This window comes from Shewanella sp. 1180_01, from assembly GCF_052850535.1.
The window spans coordinates 67,710-82,275 of the sequence record NZ_VXCT01000006.1; the positions used below are offsets into that span (position 1 = coordinate 67,710).

General features: G+C 45.2%; 20 protein-coding genes. 6 read left to right on the forward strand and 14 right to left on the reverse strand.

Annotated elements, in window-relative coordinates:
* Positions 1-110: 110 nt before the first annotated feature.
* Positions 111-3,575, reverse strand: coding sequence for a ribonuclease E (gene rne, locus FW758_RS05425; protein WP_446444838.1), 3,465 nt, complete (start codon positions 3,573-3,575; stop codon positions 111-113).
* Between the two features lie 542 nt (positions 3,576-4,117).
* On the opposite strand from rne, the gene rluC reads away from it, so the two are divergent.
* Both rluC and FW758_RS05435 read left to right on the forward strand, forming a co-directional pair.
* The gene (gene rluC, locus FW758_RS05430) at positions 4,118-5,077 is read left to right on the forward strand and encodes a 23S rRNA pseudouridine(955/2504/2580) synthase RluC (protein ID WP_446444839.1); all 960 of its coding nucleotides are present in this window, start codon (positions 4,118-4,120) and stop codon (positions 5,075-5,077) included.
* Between the two features lie 22 nt (positions 5,078-5,099).
* The gene (locus tag FW758_RS05435; RefSeq protein WP_311891719.1) at positions 5,100-5,816 is read left to right on the forward strand and encodes an HAD family hydrolase; all 717 of its coding nucleotides are present in this window, start codon (positions 5,100-5,102) and stop codon (positions 5,814-5,816) included.
* A 195-nt stretch (positions 5,817-6,011) separates the two neighbouring features.
* Here FW758_RS05435 and FW758_RS05440 read toward each other — a convergent pair whose 3' ends face one another.
* A complete protein-coding gene (locus FW758_RS05440) occupies positions 6,012-6,596 on the reverse strand; it encodes a Maf family protein (RefSeq protein WP_011846535.1) in 585 nt (194 codons plus the stop codon).
* A gap of 262 nt (positions 6,597-6,858) precedes the next feature.
* Here FW758_RS05440 and yceD point away from each other — a divergent pair, with 262 nt between their 5' ends.
* The 4 genes from yceD to FW758_RS05460 all read left to right on the forward strand — a co-directional run bounded on the left by yceD (position 6,859) and on the right by FW758_RS05460 (position 10,050).
* Positions 6,859-7,383 carry a 23S rRNA accumulation protein YceD gene (yceD, locus tag FW758_RS05445; protein ID WP_006087468.1) on the forward strand — a complete coding sequence of 175 codons (525 nt, stop codon included), beginning with the start codon at positions 6,859-6,861 and terminating at the stop codon, positions 7,381-7,383.
* A 16-nt stretch (positions 7,384-7,399) separates the two neighbouring features.
* Entirely contained in the window at positions 7,400-7,570 is a 171-nt protein-coding gene (rpmF, locus tag FW758_RS05450) for a 50S ribosomal protein L32 (protein ID WP_006081226.1), read from the forward strand.
* Positions 7,571-7,585: 15 nt separating this feature from the next.
* On the forward strand, positions 7,586-8,614 hold the full coding sequence (plsX, locus tag FW758_RS05455) for a phosphate acyltransferase PlsX (RefSeq protein WP_071938954.1): 1,029 nt from the start codon (positions 7,586-7,588) through the stop codon (positions 8,612-8,614).
* A gap of 203 nt (positions 8,615-8,817) precedes the next feature.
* Positions 8,818-10,050 (forward strand): tyrosine-type recombinase/integrase, encoded by a 1,233-nt coding sequence (locus tag FW758_RS05460; protein ID WP_446444840.1) that lies wholly within the window; start codon positions 8,818-8,820, stop codon positions 10,048-10,050.
* A gap of 25 nt (positions 10,051-10,075) precedes the next feature.
* Here FW758_RS05460 and FW758_RS05465 read toward each other — a convergent pair whose 3' ends face one another.
* Genes FW758_RS05465 through FW758_RS05520 form a run of 12 tightly spaced genes read right to left on the reverse strand, consistent with a single transcriptional unit; the run spans position 10,076 to position 14,565 of the window.
* Positions 10,076-10,291 carry a helix-turn-helix transcriptional regulator gene (locus tag FW758_RS05465; RefSeq protein ID WP_115334968.1) on the reverse strand — a complete coding sequence of 72 codons (216 nt, stop codon included), beginning with the start codon at positions 10,289-10,291 and terminating at the stop codon, positions 10,076-10,078.
* Entirely contained in the window at positions 10,288-10,917 is a 630-nt protein-coding gene (locus FW758_RS05470) for a hypothetical protein (RefSeq protein ID WP_446444841.1), read from the reverse strand. The genes FW758_RS05465 and FW758_RS05470 overlap by 4 nt, the downstream gene beginning before the upstream one ends.
* On the reverse strand, positions 10,914-11,216 hold the full coding sequence (locus FW758_RS05475; protein ID WP_446444842.1) for a hypothetical protein: 303 nt from the start codon (positions 11,214-11,216) through the stop codon (positions 10,914-10,916). Before FW758_RS05475 ends, FW758_RS05470 begins: the two co-directional genes overlap by 4 nt.
* A complete protein-coding gene (locus FW758_RS05480) occupies positions 11,213-11,410 on the reverse strand; it encodes a hypothetical protein (protein ID WP_219234311.1) in 198 nt (65 codons plus the stop codon). The genes FW758_RS05475 and FW758_RS05480 overlap by 4 nt, the downstream gene beginning before the upstream one ends.
* Positions 11,407-11,685 (reverse strand): hypothetical protein, encoded by a 279-nt coding sequence (locus FW758_RS05485; protein ID WP_219234312.1) that lies wholly within the window; start codon positions 11,683-11,685, stop codon positions 11,407-11,409. The genes FW758_RS05480 and FW758_RS05485 overlap by 4 nt, the downstream gene beginning before the upstream one ends.
* The gene (locus FW758_RS05490) at positions 11,685-12,227 is read right to left on the reverse strand and encodes a hypothetical protein (RefSeq protein WP_446444843.1); all 543 of its coding nucleotides are present in this window, start codon (positions 12,225-12,227) and stop codon (positions 11,685-11,687) included. Before FW758_RS05490 ends, FW758_RS05485 begins: the two co-directional genes overlap by 1 nt.
* Positions 12,224-12,349 (reverse strand): hypothetical protein, encoded by a 126-nt coding sequence (locus FW758_RS05495; RefSeq protein WP_259574240.1) that lies wholly within the window; start codon positions 12,347-12,349, stop codon positions 12,224-12,226. Before FW758_RS05495 ends, FW758_RS05490 begins: the two co-directional genes overlap by 4 nt.
* Entirely contained in the window at positions 12,346-12,678 is a 333-nt protein-coding gene (locus FW758_RS05500) for a hypothetical protein (protein ID WP_446444844.1), read from the reverse strand. Before FW758_RS05500 ends, FW758_RS05495 begins: the two co-directional genes overlap by 4 nt.
* A complete protein-coding gene (locus tag FW758_RS05505; protein WP_168823765.1) occupies positions 12,675-12,884 on the reverse strand; it encodes a hypothetical protein in 210 nt (69 codons plus the stop codon). Before FW758_RS05505 ends, FW758_RS05500 begins: the two co-directional genes overlap by 4 nt.
* Positions 12,877-13,674 (reverse strand): HNH endonuclease signature motif containing protein, encoded by a 798-nt coding sequence (locus FW758_RS05510; RefSeq protein ID WP_446444845.1) that lies wholly within the window; start codon positions 13,672-13,674, stop codon positions 12,877-12,879. Before FW758_RS05510 ends, FW758_RS05505 begins: the two co-directional genes overlap by 8 nt.
* Positions 13,667-13,903: a hypothetical protein gene (locus tag FW758_RS05515; protein ID WP_446444846.1), complete on the reverse strand. Its 237-nt coding sequence runs from the start codon at positions 13,901-13,903 to the stop codon at positions 13,667-13,669. The genes FW758_RS05510 and FW758_RS05515 overlap by 8 nt, the downstream gene beginning before the upstream one ends.
* Entirely contained in the window at positions 13,900-14,565 is a 666-nt protein-coding gene (locus FW758_RS05520; RefSeq protein ID WP_446444847.1) for a hypothetical protein, read from the reverse strand. The genes FW758_RS05515 and FW758_RS05520 overlap by 4 nt, the downstream gene beginning before the upstream one ends.
* Position 14,566 lies beyond the last annotated feature (1 nt).

The following is a 14,566-nucleotide window of genomic DNA, read 5'->3' on the forward strand; positions in this document are numbered from 1 at the left end:
GAATACTAACAAAAAAATGGATTGAGCTAAACCTTAAATATAGTGTGAGTTTTACGATAGAAATAAAAAAGCCATGCAATTGCATGGCTTTTTCTGACTAACCTAAGTGGTTATGGACGAGCCATATCCGACTCTGCACCGTTAGCGAGTTTGATTTTGGCGGTAGGCTCTTCGGTCGCAGTATTTTCATACTCGCGTCCTTTAGGCACAGCCACTTGCTCTCTCACTTCAACAACTGGTTTGGTCATATCCGAAGATACCATAGAGCCAAAACGGCTGGCAGCTTTCGGCTTGTTGACAACAACCGCATCAGTGATTTGCGAATTCACTGTCGTTGGGGCAGCTTGCACTGTTGCTTGAGGCTTAGCGATAGCAGCAGGTTTTGCCATTGGGGCAGAGGCTGTTGCTTTAACCGCATCTTTAACTTCAACACTCGGTGCAACGCTTGGCTCTACAGCAGGTTCAGTCTTAGGCGCTTCAACTTTAGCCGCTTCAACTTTTGGCGCAGCTGGTGCAACCGCTGGGCTTTCAGCTACAGGAGCTTTAACCGCTTCGGTTTCTACTGCAACGCTGACTACTGGAGCTTGAACGATTGGTGCAGCTTCAGCTTTCACTTCAACTGCTTTTGGCACTTCCGCTTCAGTAGCTTTAGTCTCAACTGGCTTAGCTTCAACTTGCTGAGTTTCGACCGCTGTAACGTCATTTGCTGGCGTTTCAACTTTCGCTTCAGCTTTAACGATAGCAGGAGCTTCAACAACAGGTGCTTCGCTTGCTTGTGCCGTTTCTACTTCAACGGATTTAGCCGTTGCTTGAGCTTTAGCCACTGCATCTGTTTTAGTTGCGACGACTGGCGCTTCTACACGCACACTGGCGACTTCGCTTGGATACTCTTGGTCAGCACCTAATTCGTCGTTAGGAACGAATTGCGCTGGCGTTGATGTACCTTGGTCATCTTCGTCACGACGACGACGTTGACCGGCTGCACGAAGGTGACGTGGGCTACGACGGCTACGACGTTGACCATCTCTTTGCTCGCGTTTTGCTTGATCATCAGCAGTTTCGCTTTCAGCATCGACCGCTTCGTTATCTTGCGATACCGCATCCGCTGGTGCTGCAACTTCATCAGTAACAACTTCATCAGTAACAACTTCAGCATGTTCTTCAGTCTTAACAGAATCAACCGTTGGGGTTTCAGCTGCCGCAGAACTCATCGCTTTCTCTTCTACTGCAACATTTTCAGCCGCTTCTTGAGCAGGTGCAGCTTCTTTACGAGGCTGACGACGTGTTCTTGGTGCTTTAGTTTCAGCAGGTGCTTGGGCTACTTCAGCTTTAGTGTCAACACTGATAGTGCTCGCCGCAGCGGCGTTAATGGCTGCAATTTCAGCTAATACTTCAGCAGCATCTTCTGGTGCAATTGGGATCGCATTATCTGGCGTGTTATGGCCATTATCGATACGCACCTTACGGCGCATGTTACGACGTTGACGGCGTTCACGGGCGACTTCTTGCTTAGGTGCATCGGCTTCAACGTCGGCAACCACGTCTTTTGGCGCTTGTACACGTGGCTTAGGTTCCGCTTTCGCTGGACGCTTAACCGCTTCTTCCTTCTCGCGAACTGGGCGTTCTTGAGTGCTTGTGCTTACCGCTGCATCAGCTGGTTTTTTCGGATTACGGCTGCGTGGCTCACGAGTGCCTTCTTTTGCTTTATCAGCATCTTGGGCATTACGTGGGCGGCGAGTATCGTTGCGACGGTTACGGCGGTTGGCGTTAGCGGCACTAGAATCGGCTGTTTTAGTTTCAACAACTTTTACGGGTTCTGCTTTTTCGCTTGGCGCAAACATGGCGCTGACCGCACTCACTAGCTTACTGAAGAAGCCAGGTTGTGGTGCTTCAACTTTCACCGTTGGAGATGGCGCTTGTTCCACTTTCTGTGGCGCGGCAAAACCTTTTAATGCAGGAATAGGCGCTGCGGTACGTTCCAGTTTACGTGGCTCATACAACTTGGCATCAGGCTGCTCGATACGCTTATAGCTAGACTCGCTGATTTCATCATCACTACGGTGACGGATCACGCGGTAATCTGGCGTCATCATGTGCGCATCAGGTATCACATACACTTCGACATCGTGACGTTGCTCTGTAATGCGAATGGCTTTGCGTTTCTCGTTCAACAAGAAAGCCGCCACATCCACAGGCACAATCGCTTCGATTTGTGAGGTGTTCTCTTTGATGGCTTCTTCTTCCATCAAACGTAAAATCGACAGTGCTAAAGATTCAGTACTGCGAATCGTGCCTTGGCCATGACAGCGAGGGCAGATGTGCGCTGCAGATTCTTCTAAAGAGGGGCGCAGACGTTGACGCGACATTTCCATCAAACCAAAACGCGAGATGCGACCTAACTGTACGCGAGCGCGGTCATGGTGCACAGCATCACGTAAGCGGTTTTCAACTTCACGCTGATGGCGCACAGGCGTCATATCGATAAAGTCGATAACCACTAAGCCACCTAAGTCACGCAGACGTAATTGACGGGCAATTTCATCGGCGGCTTCAAGGTTAGTGTTCAGTGCTGTCTCTTCAATATCACCGCCTTTAGTGGCACGGGCTGAGTTGATATCGATTGAGGTTAAAGCTTCAGTTGGATCGATAACAATCGAGCCGCCAGATGGCAGACGCACTTCACGTTGGAAGGCTGATTCGATTTGTGATTCGATTTGGAAGTGAGTGAATAACGGCACTTCGGCTTCGTAAAGTTTTACGCGCTCAACGAAATCTGGGCGAACTAAGGCGATATGTTGCTTAGCTTCTTCGAAAATACGTGGATGGTCGATGAGGATCTCGCCCACATCACGACGTAAGTAGTCACGAATAGCGCGCACGATCACGTTACTTTCTTGGTGAATTAAGAAAGGAGCGCCTTTAACCTGTGAAGCTTCGGTGATTGCTGCCCAGTGGTGCTGCAGAACTTTTAAGTCCCACTTTAACTCGGCAGATTCTTTGCCCACACCGGCAGTACGTACGATAAGACCCATGCCTGCTGGCACTTCCAAATCGGCCATCGCTTCTTTTAACTCAGTACGCTCATCACCTTCGATACGACGAGAAATTCCGCCTGCACGTGGGTTGTTTGGCATTAATACTAAGTAAGAGCCTGCAAGGCTGATGAAGGTCGTTAAGGCGGCGCCTTTATTGCCGCGTTCTTCTTTGTCAATTTGGACAATAACTTCCTGTCCTTCACTGACCACTTCTTTGATATTTGGGCGACCTTGGAACGAATATCCTTTCGGGAAATATTCTCTGGCGATTTCTTTCAGTGGCAAAAAGCCGTGACGATCGGCACCGTAGTCGACGAAAGCGGCTTCTAAAGACGGTTCTACGCGGGTAATTTTACCTTTGTAAATGTTTGATTTTTTTTGCTCATGACCTGGACTTTCAATATCTAGATCATACAGTTGTTGCCCATCAACAAGGGCAACACGCAACTCTTCTGATTGAGTTGCATTGATTAACATACGTTTCATGATGACGTCATTCTTCTTTAAATAGAGGTCATCAAACATCGCGCTTCGCTGCATTACGGGCCTAGCAGTAGGTCAACTGAGCCTCACGGCTGGTGGCTAGGCAAGAGGTGCGCATTGCTGTTAGACGCAGTCGCTGCGTGTCGCATCCTATTTATGGCTTATTTTTTAATGATTACAAAAACAAGGAATTCGTTGTAAAACATCAACCAACCCCATAAATTCTTTAGTTTCTTTCCGGTAATGCCCAAGTCGAATCGGTTTGTCTGACGACAAGTTAAAATATCCTTCGAAATCGGGGAGGAAAATCTAGGGTAAACCTTATTAAAGTAAGGCGACTTTCTCGATTTAATCGTAAAAAACGCATTTATGGTATTTTTACTTATTATACGATTCGCAAATCAATGACTTGCTATCAAGAAAATGTTTTTTTATCCGTTAAATTTTCCGCTTGGGATCGGGGCGTTGTGAACACTTTATTCACGGCTTATCCCTAATCGCTGGTGAAATATAGCAATAATCAAAAAATTCAGCAATGGAAAGGCACAATTCTTCTCAGTTGTTGTACAATGGCGGCCGTTATAATTAGATGGCGCATCATGAATATAGAATCCACCCCACAACAGGTTCAGTTGATCACGATTGATGAAGATCACTTCGAACAGCGTATCGATAACTACTTAATGACCAAGCTGAAGGGCGTGCCGAAAAGCATGATCTATCGCATTGTCCGCAAGGGCGAGGTTCGAGTGAATAAGAAACGTATTAAACCCGAGTACAAGTTGCAGATTGGCGACATAGTGCGTATTCCGCCTGTCCGAGTGGCAGAGCCAGATAACCGTACCGCACCATCGCCTAACTTAAGCAAAGTCTCGCAACTCGAAGACCGTATTTTGCACGAAGACAATCATTTGATCGTGCTGAATAAACCTGCTGGCATTGCTGTGCATGGTGGTAGTGGTGTCGATTACGGTGTGATTGAAGCATTGCGTTCACTGCGTCCTCAACAAAAGTTTTTAGAGCTAGTACATCGTCTCGATAAAGATACTTCGGGTGTGTTGTTGGTGGCGAAAAAGCGTAGCGCACTTAAACATCTGCATGATCAGCTCAGATATAAAAAGATGCAGAAAGACTATTTGGCCTTAGTGAAAGGTGAATGGTCTGCTCAAGATAAAGCCGTTAAACAGCCTTTATTAAAAATCACCCTTAAATCCGGTGAGCGCATAGTGCGTGTTAATGCGGAAGGTAAGCCTTCTGAAACGCGCTTTAAAATTATGCAGCGTTACCAAGGTTGTACTCTCGTGAAGGCAAGCCCTGTCACTGGACGTACTCACCAAATTCGGGTGCATTGCCAATTTGCGGGTCATCCTATCGCCTGTGATGATAAATACAGCGAGCAAGGTTTTGACGACAGCATGCGTTCATTAGGTTTAACTCGACTCTTTTTACATGCGGCTGAGTTGATGTTTATTCATCCAGAAAGTGATGAAGTGATGCGGGTCTCTGCACCTTTAGATGAAAACTTGTCACAATTATTAGATAAGTTAAAACGTGTGTAATCGACGGGGATAGGTTTCAAGGATGAAGACAAAGCAATACGATTTAGTAATTTTCGATTGGGATGGCACTCTGATGGACTCCATTGGTAAAATTATCACCTGTATTGAAAATATGGCTAAGGCATTGCGGTTACCTATCCCAACCGAAAGCGATATTCGTGATATCATCGGTCTTTCTATGACAGAAGCGCTGCGAGTCCTGTTTCCACAGGGGCTCAATCTCAGCGCTTCTTCTGCCTATTCTCAGCATCAGCATCCTAAAAATGCATTCAGCCAAGGCGAAGATGATCAATATCAGCAGATGCGCGCCGAGTTTAAAGCACAATATTTGCATTTAGACACCACGCCAACGCCACTCTTTGCACAAGCACCTATTTTAATCGATGAGTTACATGCTCAAGGTTATCAATTAGCCGTTGCAACCGGTAAGGCCCGTGCGGGACTTGACCGCGTTTTTGCGCAAACGGGCTTAGGTCGATACTTTGTTGCGTCACGCTGCGCTGATGAAGTGCACAGTAAACCCCATCCTGAAATGATCTCAAGTTTGCTGAAAGAATTGAATATTGCCCCGAACCGAGCCCTAATGGTGGGTGATTCTCTGCTGGATTTGACCATGGCGGCCAATGCCGGGATTGATAGTATTGGCGTGACCTATGGCGCCCACAGTGCCGAAAAGTTACTGCAAGCAGGACCTATCGCTTTGATTGACTCTCCTGCGCAATTGCTGCAATACCTCTAGCACTGCTATTTAATGCTGAAGCGGCAATACATGCCGCTACGCATGAGTACTTGCTGGTTAGCTTTATTTACGTCCCATCTTTTCGTCAATGAAACGAATCTGCTGCTCGGCATTTTTGGGTGCGCTTAATCGATTTAATAAACAGAGCACGCTGAGCAAAACCTCAGTAAACGAATAAGCTAACGTGTAAGCCGGTTAAGCGAGAACGTCTACACCTTGGGCCAACAGCATTTCTGTCAGTAATATCAGTGGTAAGCCAACTAAGGTATTCGGATCGCGACCTTCAAGCTCGGTAAATAAGGCTATGCCTAAGCCTTCACTCTTAAAACTGCCCGCGCAGTAGTAGGGCTCTTCTTTTTCTATGTAGGCGACAATCTGCGCATGGCTAAGATGCCTGAAATGAACCGTAAAGGGTTCAACCTCGGCGGCCATGGCGCCCGTTTCGGCATTATAGAGTGCAAGACCAGTATAAAAGGTGATGGCCTTGCCAGAGGCTTGGGTGAGCTGCGCGACGGCATTGTCAAAATCATGGGGTTTACCGATAATCTTGCCATCAATGACGGCAACTTGATCGGAGCCAATAATCAGCCCATCGGGGAATTGTTCTGCACCTGCGACGGCTTTTGCTTTGGCTAATCGCAGCACTAAGGCATGGGCCGATTCATCGATATGCGCCGTTTCGTCAATATCAGGATTGCAGCATTCGAAGGGAAGACCGAGTTTTTGCAGTAAAGATTGTCGGTATACAGAGGTCGAAGCTAAGATTAATGGGGTTGGCATAATAGGATATCCGCAAAAGAGTGACTCATATTGTGACCAATCTGCGCTAGAGAGTGCAAGAGTTTCGTCTTTTACGGTTTCTTTTCCGTGAATGCGACTATTTTAGTCGGCTTATGCTTGTATGCGACCTCGTGCTTGGGTACTATTTCGCTTCCGTCAATTTCAATGTTGGGGCTGGAGAAAGGCTTAAGTCGCAAACTGGGACTTAAGTTAGAATTTTTTCTTTGACTCTAGCGTTTTCAAACTATAATATGCGCGCCTTATGCAAACAGTAAAGATACCGGTTTCAATTGATCCATTTCGCGCCGCCTCGAGTCGCCTAGTTTATCAGGGCGTTGTTCCTGGTGTGCAATTGAAAAGATTAAATGAGTTATGTGCCGGCGACTGTTCCGATGTGGCAGTGTCGCTTGAATGTGGCGTAGATTTACAGGGGATAGTCTACCTGAAAGGGAAGGCTGTGACGGAGCTCACTCTGATATGTCAACGTTGCATGACGCTATTTACCACTGAGGTTACGGTCGAGTTTTGCTTCGGTCCATGCCGGACTAAGGCAGAAATCGATGAGCTCCCGGATGCGTATGACCCAATTGAGTGCAATGAAATTGGCGAAGTGCGTCTACATCAATTGATCGAAGATGAATTGATAGTCGCTATGCCGATAATCCCAATGCATCAAGAAATTGATTGCAGTGCTGGATCTAAAGACATGGTTGTAGGCGAGATCGAACCCGCTCATGAGGAGCGTCCAAATCCGTTTGCAGTGTTAGAAAAACTGAAGAGCAAGTAATCTAGGAGACAGGCCAATGGCTGTACAACAGAACAAAAAATCACGTTCAAAGCGCGGAATGCGCCGTTCACATGACGCACTGAGCACTGCTCAGCTGTCTGTAGACGCTACCAGCGGTGAAATCCATATGCGTCACAATGTGACTGCAGATGGCTTCTATCGCGGTAAAAAGGTAATCAACAAGTAATTTGTTGGTTTCCTAATGACGAATCTGACGCTTGCGTTAGATGCAATGGGTGGTGATCATGGCCCCCACGTCACAGTGCCTGCAGCCTTGCGGGCACTACAATTACATTCTTTTCTAAAAATCATTTTAGTCGGTGACAAGACTGAAATTGATGTCTATCTACGTCAAGCGGAAGCGAATTTACTTTCACGCATAGAAATCATTCATACTGATGAAGTCGTTAGTATGTCCGATCGACCTGTGCATGCTTTGCGTACACGTAAAAACAGTTCCATGCGATTGGCGATTGAGTTAGTGCGTGACGACCGCGCGCAAGCTTGTGTGAGTGCCGGTAACACGGGTGCGCTGATGGCAATGGCGAAAGTGTTGCTGAAGACCCTACCTGGCGTTGACCGTCCTGCGTTAGTGAGTTGTTTACCTGCGGTGACCCAAAAACCTGTCTATTTATTGGATTTGGGCGCGAATATTTCCTGTGACTCGGAAACCTTATTTCAATTTGCCGTGATGGGCTCTGTCCTGTGCGAAGCGGTAGATAAGAAATCTCGGCCAAAAGTCGCCTTGCTCAATGTGGGCATTGAAGAAATTAAAGGTAACGATCAGGTTCAGCAAGCGGCGCAGTTGCTGCAACACACAGATCAAATCAATTACACAGGTTTTATCGAAGGCGATGAAATCTACTCCGGTAATGTGGATGTGATTGTTTGTGATGGCTTTGTGGGTAACATCACGCTCAAGACCTCAGAAGGTATTGCCAAGTTATTGGTACATCAGTTAAAACGGGGACTAACCCAAGGTTTATTCGTTCGTTTTCTGGCTAAACTTATCGCCCCACGTATTCAGGCGGTCCTTAGTCAGATGAACCCCGACCACTATAACGGTGCAAGTCTGATAGGATTGCGCGGAATAGTTGTAAAAAGCCATGGAAACGCGGATGAAACTGCCTATTTACAAGCAATTAGTTTGGCAGTAACGGAAGCTCAACGTCGACTCCCTGAAATGATAAAAGATCGTTTGGAGTCGATTCTTTTAGATATCAATCACTGATACCGCGACAAACAAAGATTTATCACGACATTCGCTAGTATAAAACCCTTTAAAATCCTCGTTATGCGTCAAATCACTGCGACAAACTAAGACATTCAAACTCGACATAAGACAAGCAAAACTTGTACAAATTTGTGTGCAAATTTACACTATGTACACCGATAGCCGATCAGGCTAAAAAAATTTGTACACAAAGAGGGTTTATGGCGCTGTCAGATTCATGGCTAAAAGCTAACTCCGGCAAGGAGATCGACAAGGCTTATGGGAAGGCCGATCGTGATGGCTTAAGTGTGAGAGTGTCACCCAAAGGCAAACTTACATTTCAATTGCGCTATCGATATATTGGCAAAGCATCACGGCTTGATCTCGGCTCTTATCCTGCGACTTCATTAAAGTCAGCCCGGACGGAATGCTTACGTTTAAAAGGTGAGCTAGAGAAAGGTTATGATCCTAAATTAGTTAAAATTAACGATCGGATTGAAATTGAAAATGCACCAACGATCAGCGACTTGTTTTATCGTTGGCATAGTGCAAAAAAAATCAGAAATGAAAAGTGCCACAAGCAGGTATTACGTAGCTTTGAAATTCACTTATTACCTCGAGTTGGCATGATGTTAGTGCAGGACACTAAATTACATACATGGCTTACTGTGCTTGATGACATCGCGAAGGGAACGCCAGCAGTGGCCGCAAGTATATTGGCCAATGCCAAAAAAATGCTTGGCTGGGGTGTTAGAATGCGGCTAATCAGCGATAACACTTTATCTGACATTAGTGCGAGAGAAGATCTTCATGTCGTTAAGCGTGTCGGCAAGCGTTCGCTGAGTAATGATGAAATCGTCTTGCTTTGGGATGCGCTTAGACGCTCAAGAGTTGCACCTAAAAACAAAGTGTTTATCAAGCTCCACCTGTTCTTTGCTTGTCGCACAGGTGAACTACGGCTAGCTGAAAAGTCACATTTTGATTTTGATAAAATGGTCTGGACTGTTCCGGCTGAAAACCATAAAACTGGTTATAGTGGTAACCAAATTGTCAGGCCTATCGTGCCTGAAATTGTGCCTCTACTGAAAGAGGCTTTTCTATTAAGCTCAGGTAAATTTTTATTTGGGTCGGCAGATTCTTTCAGCGAAAAGCCTGATAGTGAAGTCAAGCCGTTAGCGTCGACATCGCATTTATCTATAGTGAACGTCATCAATAATTGGATAAATAAGCATCATGAATGCGGCATCACGCATTGGTCTATCCATGATTTACGTAAAACCGCGCGCACTAACTTTTCAGATTTGACAGATGAAAGGACTGCAGAGGTGATGCTCGGGCATAAGTTGCCAGGCATTCAAGGCGTGTATGACCACAATTTATATTTAAAAACCCAAGCGGCAGCATATACCGCTTGGCATTATAGATTGTGCGACATTATTGGAAGTGAGTTGTAACGATATACAGAACGTAGGGGGGATGTTAAGCGGCTTGGCTGTTATTTGTTTGGTGGTTTGCTGCTTGAGTCTCCCACGCTTCTACATCATCGATGGCCCACAAGTTTTGACTGCCTGCCGCTAGCATCCGTGGTTTTGGAAATGGATGTTGTGGTTTTTGCATCCAGCGGTAAATGGTGCGGCTAGTGCATCTAAACCGCTCGGTGATATCTTTTGTACACCAGTAACCTTTAATCATCATGCACCTGCCTTTCTAATTCTTGATGAGAAATCATCAATCGCTTGTCTAACAGACTTCTTCATTGGGTCACTATCATGCAGAGAGATTCTGTTGTGGTTCCAATCAACAGCCCATCCATAGATAGTGCTATTCTTCTTATTAAACTCAGCATTGACGGCATCCAGTAAATCTAGCCTTAGCTTGTCCTGATTTAGTTCTCCGAACTGAGTCAACATTTCAAGGCGTTCTGATTCTAGTTGCTCATTTTCGGAAATCACTTGGATCATGCTTTCGATCCACTCAATAGCATGAGGCACACACTTACCATGAACTTCACACTCAGGTATTGCATCTAATAGTTTTTGCCGTTCTCTTAGAAGGGAATTGGTTATATCTAACTCCTCTTTTAAGTATTCAGCACATGAATGGCTTCCGCTTTTGCCTCGAACCCATTGATAGTTACAAGTGCTGCATTTACATAGATTTTCATTGATTTCTATACTGGTACTTGCTCGAGTAACCAATACTTGATCACAGCTTTTAACGGTAGATTGTTTAAACTCAGGACCCTTGCTAAGGGTTGCCACTTGTCGCTTAAGCTCGGCGTTCTCTGCGATAAGCTGGTTAAGTCTGTCATTCATCTTCATGCTTCACCTACCTGAAGTTCAACTAGCTCGTCTCTAAACTCCATATAAACAAATTTCAGAATCTTCTTTTGCAGCTCAACTCGTTGAAGCATTGCATCGTTCAGCACTGCTTGAGCAAATGTTTTTTGAAGATTATTACAGTATTTATCGAAGTAAGGCTCTGAATTACCATTCATTTTAAATGGCGACCTATTTTTGTTATTGAATGACATTTGAACGAAACACATCAGTAATGCCAATTCATTTTCAATGAATATCATATCGTTAAGCTTTTTAAGTTCATCTGATGTCAGCATCATGCACCGTCCTTATTTTTACCAACTGGTTTGACTTTGGCATCAGGTTTCACATCGATGTACCACGCTTCACCTTCTGCGTTAATAACGATAAATCGCCAACCGAAAAGCCACTTCATCGCTATTTTTTTGCCAATCCATGTGAATAAAATCCAGATGATCGGAAGCAGCACAATACAGATAAAAAATGTGGTCATTTAGCACCTTCCTTCATTGTCTTAATGACTTTCTTACTTGCCACTTGCCAAGCTTTAAGTTGACAGCTTTCACCTTGTTGAAGCTCTATATCACGCTTTATCGCTGCTTCTAACTCAACTAGTGCCGCCCAAGTATGCGGACAGCGACCGCCGCCGATCATGTTTCTGTAGCGAAGTAGCCTAAACCCATTTAAGCCCACCCACATATCGCCATCAGGACCACGGGTAGCGGTGAGATATTGTTCTCTGTCATCATCGCTAATGATGTTTGCCATCACTCACCACCCTTAGCCGCTTGCCTTGTTATCCATTCTTCTGCAAGTACCTTGATGAATGGCATTGAGCAACCTTCTGCCGATTCTTTTGCAAAATCGCGGACAGCTTTGGCGCGGATATCAGCAATTGATTTTGCATATCGATGTTCAGACTCATACCGCTCTGACCAGTGCATCACATCTTCTGAATTAAATGCGCAAGTATCGTCATCCTCGTTTTTTTCATCTTTGATACGTTCCATATAGCCGTCATACCAGCCATCGCCGATTGCATCTACAAAGAGCGCTTTTACTTCTTCAAGCTCGTTTTGCAACTGGTCACGCAAGGCTGTCACGTTCTTAAGCGTTTCGGCTGTTTTAACTGCAATGCCAAGATCAACTTCCATCGCGTTTACTTGGTCCTTTAATTGCTGAATCTCGGTACCCAGTTTTTGTTTAACATCGAGTAGAACAGTGGCAGGAACATAAGCACCAAGACCTTCAACATTGATTTGGCTTGAGCCATTGCCGTCTAATAACACTCTGCGTTTGGTCGTCATCACTTACCTTCCTTTGCCAATTCCTCGGCGAGTCGTTTTAAAAACTGTTGGCAGCTGCCAGCTTGTTCGCGTGGCATGGCGTACCACTTCTTAAGCGCTTCGCGAATTGCGGTTGATTGCTTCATGCCGCTTCCTTGGTGCGTTCTATAGCCCACCAAGCAACAGGGCCATCTTCGGTATCGTGAATTGATAAAAGAATGGCATCGGCACTAGGCGCTTCTGGATTCCACTCACCAAAACCAGCATCACCATTTTCAAAATAATGAAGCCATGCCGGATGATCTTCAGTGATTTCAGAATCCATGCGGTTAATTACTAACTGAAAATCCATTTCAGCTTGCCACTGTTCAATCGCATCCTTAGAAATGCATTCGGCACCGTCAAAATTTGGAAGTTGTGAGTGCTGATAATCACCATACCCATCACGAACAACTGTTTCTGTATTGAATTTCATACTGACTCCTTAATGGCTTTTTCAGCTTTCTTTTTGAGAGTGACAGCCGTTTTGTGCAGCGTTTTTTTATTACTGAGTGAGGCTGTGGCGGCAATTATTTGATTTGCCATTGAAAGGGCTTCTTGTGGATCGCGCTTGAGTAAATATTGAAGTGACATTTTTGCATCATCAGCGCTGGTATTAAGGTATCCCTGCAGCTTAGACATGATGGTCACCTTTAAGCCGTTTAGTGGACGCCATTTTTATACGCGCTAATAGCAAAACCGTTTCTTTAGCGTCGGCATGAGCGCGGCCTAAACCCATCTTGTTGACAACGGCATGCTCTGCGGTGGTGACAAGCATTAAATTGCTAATATCACAGTTGGTGCGGTCGTTATCGATGAACCAAATTTTATGGCTTTCGGGCACTTTACCGTGGTGTTTTTCCCACTCGATAATGTGTTTTAGTCGCCATGTTCTAGGCTCAGATACTTTTACCATCACAAAGCCGTCTTTATTATCGATACGCTCTGATCCAACAGGTTTGTGGTTCAGTGGCATATCGCCTTTTTTAAACTGGGTTGCTGCAGAATTTCCGCCAGCTTGCCAACCTTTCATCCCAGCATTCCACGTTTTACAACCAGGATTAAATCGGCCAGTACGTCCCGATTTCATTTTATGGTTGCGGGTGAAAGCACGGATCTGATTAATCGTTTTTTCAGCACCAAAGGTATCGTTAAAAGCCGTGGTAATTTGCTCGATGGTGAGGCTTTTATATTGCAGCTTTACCCACTCATATTGTTCGTCGGTAAAGCTGCGTAATTTGCCTTTTGTTATTTCACCTTGTTTGCGTCCACAGGTGATACCGTGGTTCGAACATGCGGCTTTAATCTGCGATAGCGTCTTGGTGTAACCAAAGGCACAATTGAACAGTGCTGTGGTTTCAGCAAGTGACTTTTCTGGGTACGTTGCGCGCAAAAAATCAAGCATGGCAACAGTGAATAAGAATCTAGCCATTCTTAGCCTCCAACATTTCAGGGAGTTTTCTACCTACGCCCATGTCATTTGCTGCTATTTGCGCATCTAGCGCTAAACGTGCGTTAGCCACAATTTGTGTCGAAATTTGAGTGACTGACTTGGAACGATGGACTTCATCTTGCAGCGCTTCACCTTTTAAGCTTTCGTCAGACAGTCGCTCAAGCTGTGCAAATAGATGATTATTTAGGTCGATAAGTTTGTTTTTCATGCTGCTTCCCCTGCAATATTTTCTTGCTTAAGCGGGATTTCAATTGAGCCCTTTACCTCGTTGCTAAACTCAACTTTGATGGTGCCATGCTCGCCAAACAGTCTCGCAAACTCAGCAATGTTTTTACCGATGTAAGTGATCACGCTGCCCTTGGTGCAACTATCTGCTTTGCTGCCATCGGCTTTTTTGTAGTGCACTCGACCATGTGGGAAACATTGAGAATATTTAAGTAATGGTAAAAGCCAGCCTTCAGATGAATTACAGAATGTGATGATCACCGCCTCTTTTATGTGGCCGCTTTCATACTCGTAGATCACCTTATTTATCCAATCGCTATTACCTGGGATCGGCTTATCAATATGATGGCCGCGTTTAATACAGGCTTTTTTCTTGCATTTAGTTGGGCAGGGTTGCTCACCTCTGTGAAATGGATGGTTCATCCAAACCGTGCCATGCCAAGGCTGAGATAGCCCGTCAATTTCTTTAGTGAAAATTGTCTTGGCATTAATGCTGGCATTAGCAATATCGTTGCTTGCTGGGTCTAAATCTATTCCACCCATTAGCTGGCTTGCTAACTGAGGCCATGGCTGTGGTGTGTAATATTCAAAACCCTGTTCTGCATTAGATTGGTTGATAAGATTGGCGTTATTTACTGTGATCATG

What these genes read in the sequence shown, in the direction of transcription:
- rne (WP_446444838.1), bottom strand. Translation starts at nt 3,575, where the DNA reads ATGCAGCGAAGCGCGATGTTTGATGACCTCTATTTAAAGAAGAATGAC.
- rluC (WP_446444839.1), top strand. Translation starts at nt 4,118, where the DNA reads ATGAATATAGAATCCACCCCACAACAGGTTCAGTTGATCACGATTGAT.
- FW758_RS05435 (WP_311891719.1), top strand. Translation starts at nt 5,100, where the DNA reads ATGAAGACAAAGCAATACGATTTAGTAATTTTCGATTGGGATGGCACT.
- FW758_RS05440 (WP_011846535.1), bottom strand. Translation starts at nt 6,596, where the DNA reads ATGCCAACCCCATTAATCTTAGCTTCGACCTCTGTATACCGACAATCT.
- yceD (WP_006087468.1), top strand. Translation starts at nt 6,859, where the DNA reads ATGCAAACAGTAAAGATACCGGTTTCAATTGATCCATTTCGCGCCGCC.
- rpmF (WP_006081226.1), top strand. Translation starts at nt 7,400, where the DNA reads ATGGCTGTACAACAGAACAAAAAATCACGTTCAAAGCGCGGAATGCGC.
- plsX (WP_071938954.1), top strand. Translation starts at nt 7,586, where the DNA reads ATGACGAATCTGACGCTTGCGTTAGATGCAATGGGTGGTGATCATGGC.
- FW758_RS05460 (WP_446444840.1), top strand. Translation starts at nt 8,818, where the DNA reads ATGGCGCTGTCAGATTCATGGCTAAAAGCTAACTCCGGCAAGGAGATC.
- FW758_RS05465 (WP_115334968.1), bottom strand. Translation starts at nt 10,291, where the DNA reads ATGATGATTAAAGGTTACTGGTGTACAAAAGATATCACCGAGCGGTTT.
- FW758_RS05470 (WP_446444841.1), bottom strand. Translation starts at nt 10,917, where the DNA reads ATGAAGATGAATGACAGACTTAACCAGCTTATCGCAGAGAACGCCGAG.
- FW758_RS05475 (WP_446444842.1), bottom strand. Translation starts at nt 11,216, where the DNA reads ATGATGCTGACATCAGATGAACTTAAAAAGCTTAACGATATGATATTC.
- FW758_RS05480 (WP_219234311.1), bottom strand. Translation starts at nt 11,410, where the DNA reads ATGACCACATTTTTTATCTGTATTGTGCTGCTTCCGATCATCTGGATT.
- FW758_RS05485 (WP_219234312.1), bottom strand. Translation starts at nt 11,685, where the DNA reads ATGGCAAACATCATTAGCGATGATGACAGAGAACAATATCTCACCGCT.
- FW758_RS05495 (WP_259574240.1), bottom strand. Translation starts at nt 12,349, where the DNA reads ATGAAGCAATCAACCGCAATTCGCGAAGCGCTTAAGAAGTGGTACGCC.
- FW758_RS05500 (WP_446444844.1), bottom strand. Translation starts at nt 12,678, where the DNA reads ATGAAATTCAATACAGAAACAGTTGTTCGTGATGGGTATGGTGATTAT.
- FW758_RS05505 (WP_168823765.1), bottom strand. Translation starts at nt 12,884, where the DNA reads ATGTCTAAGCTGCAGGGATACCTTAATACCAGCGCTGATGATGCAAAA.
- FW758_RS05510 (WP_446444845.1), bottom strand. Translation starts at nt 13,674, where the DNA reads ATGGCTAGATTCTTATTCACTGTTGCCATGCTTGATTTTTTGCGCGCA.
- FW758_RS05515 (WP_446444846.1), bottom strand. Translation starts at nt 13,903, where the DNA reads ATGAAAAACAAACTTATCGACCTAAATAATCATCTATTTGCACAGCTT.
- FW758_RS05520 (WP_446444847.1), bottom strand. Translation starts at nt 14,565, where the DNA reads ATGATCACAGTAAATAACGCCAATCTTATCAACCAATCTAATGCAGAA.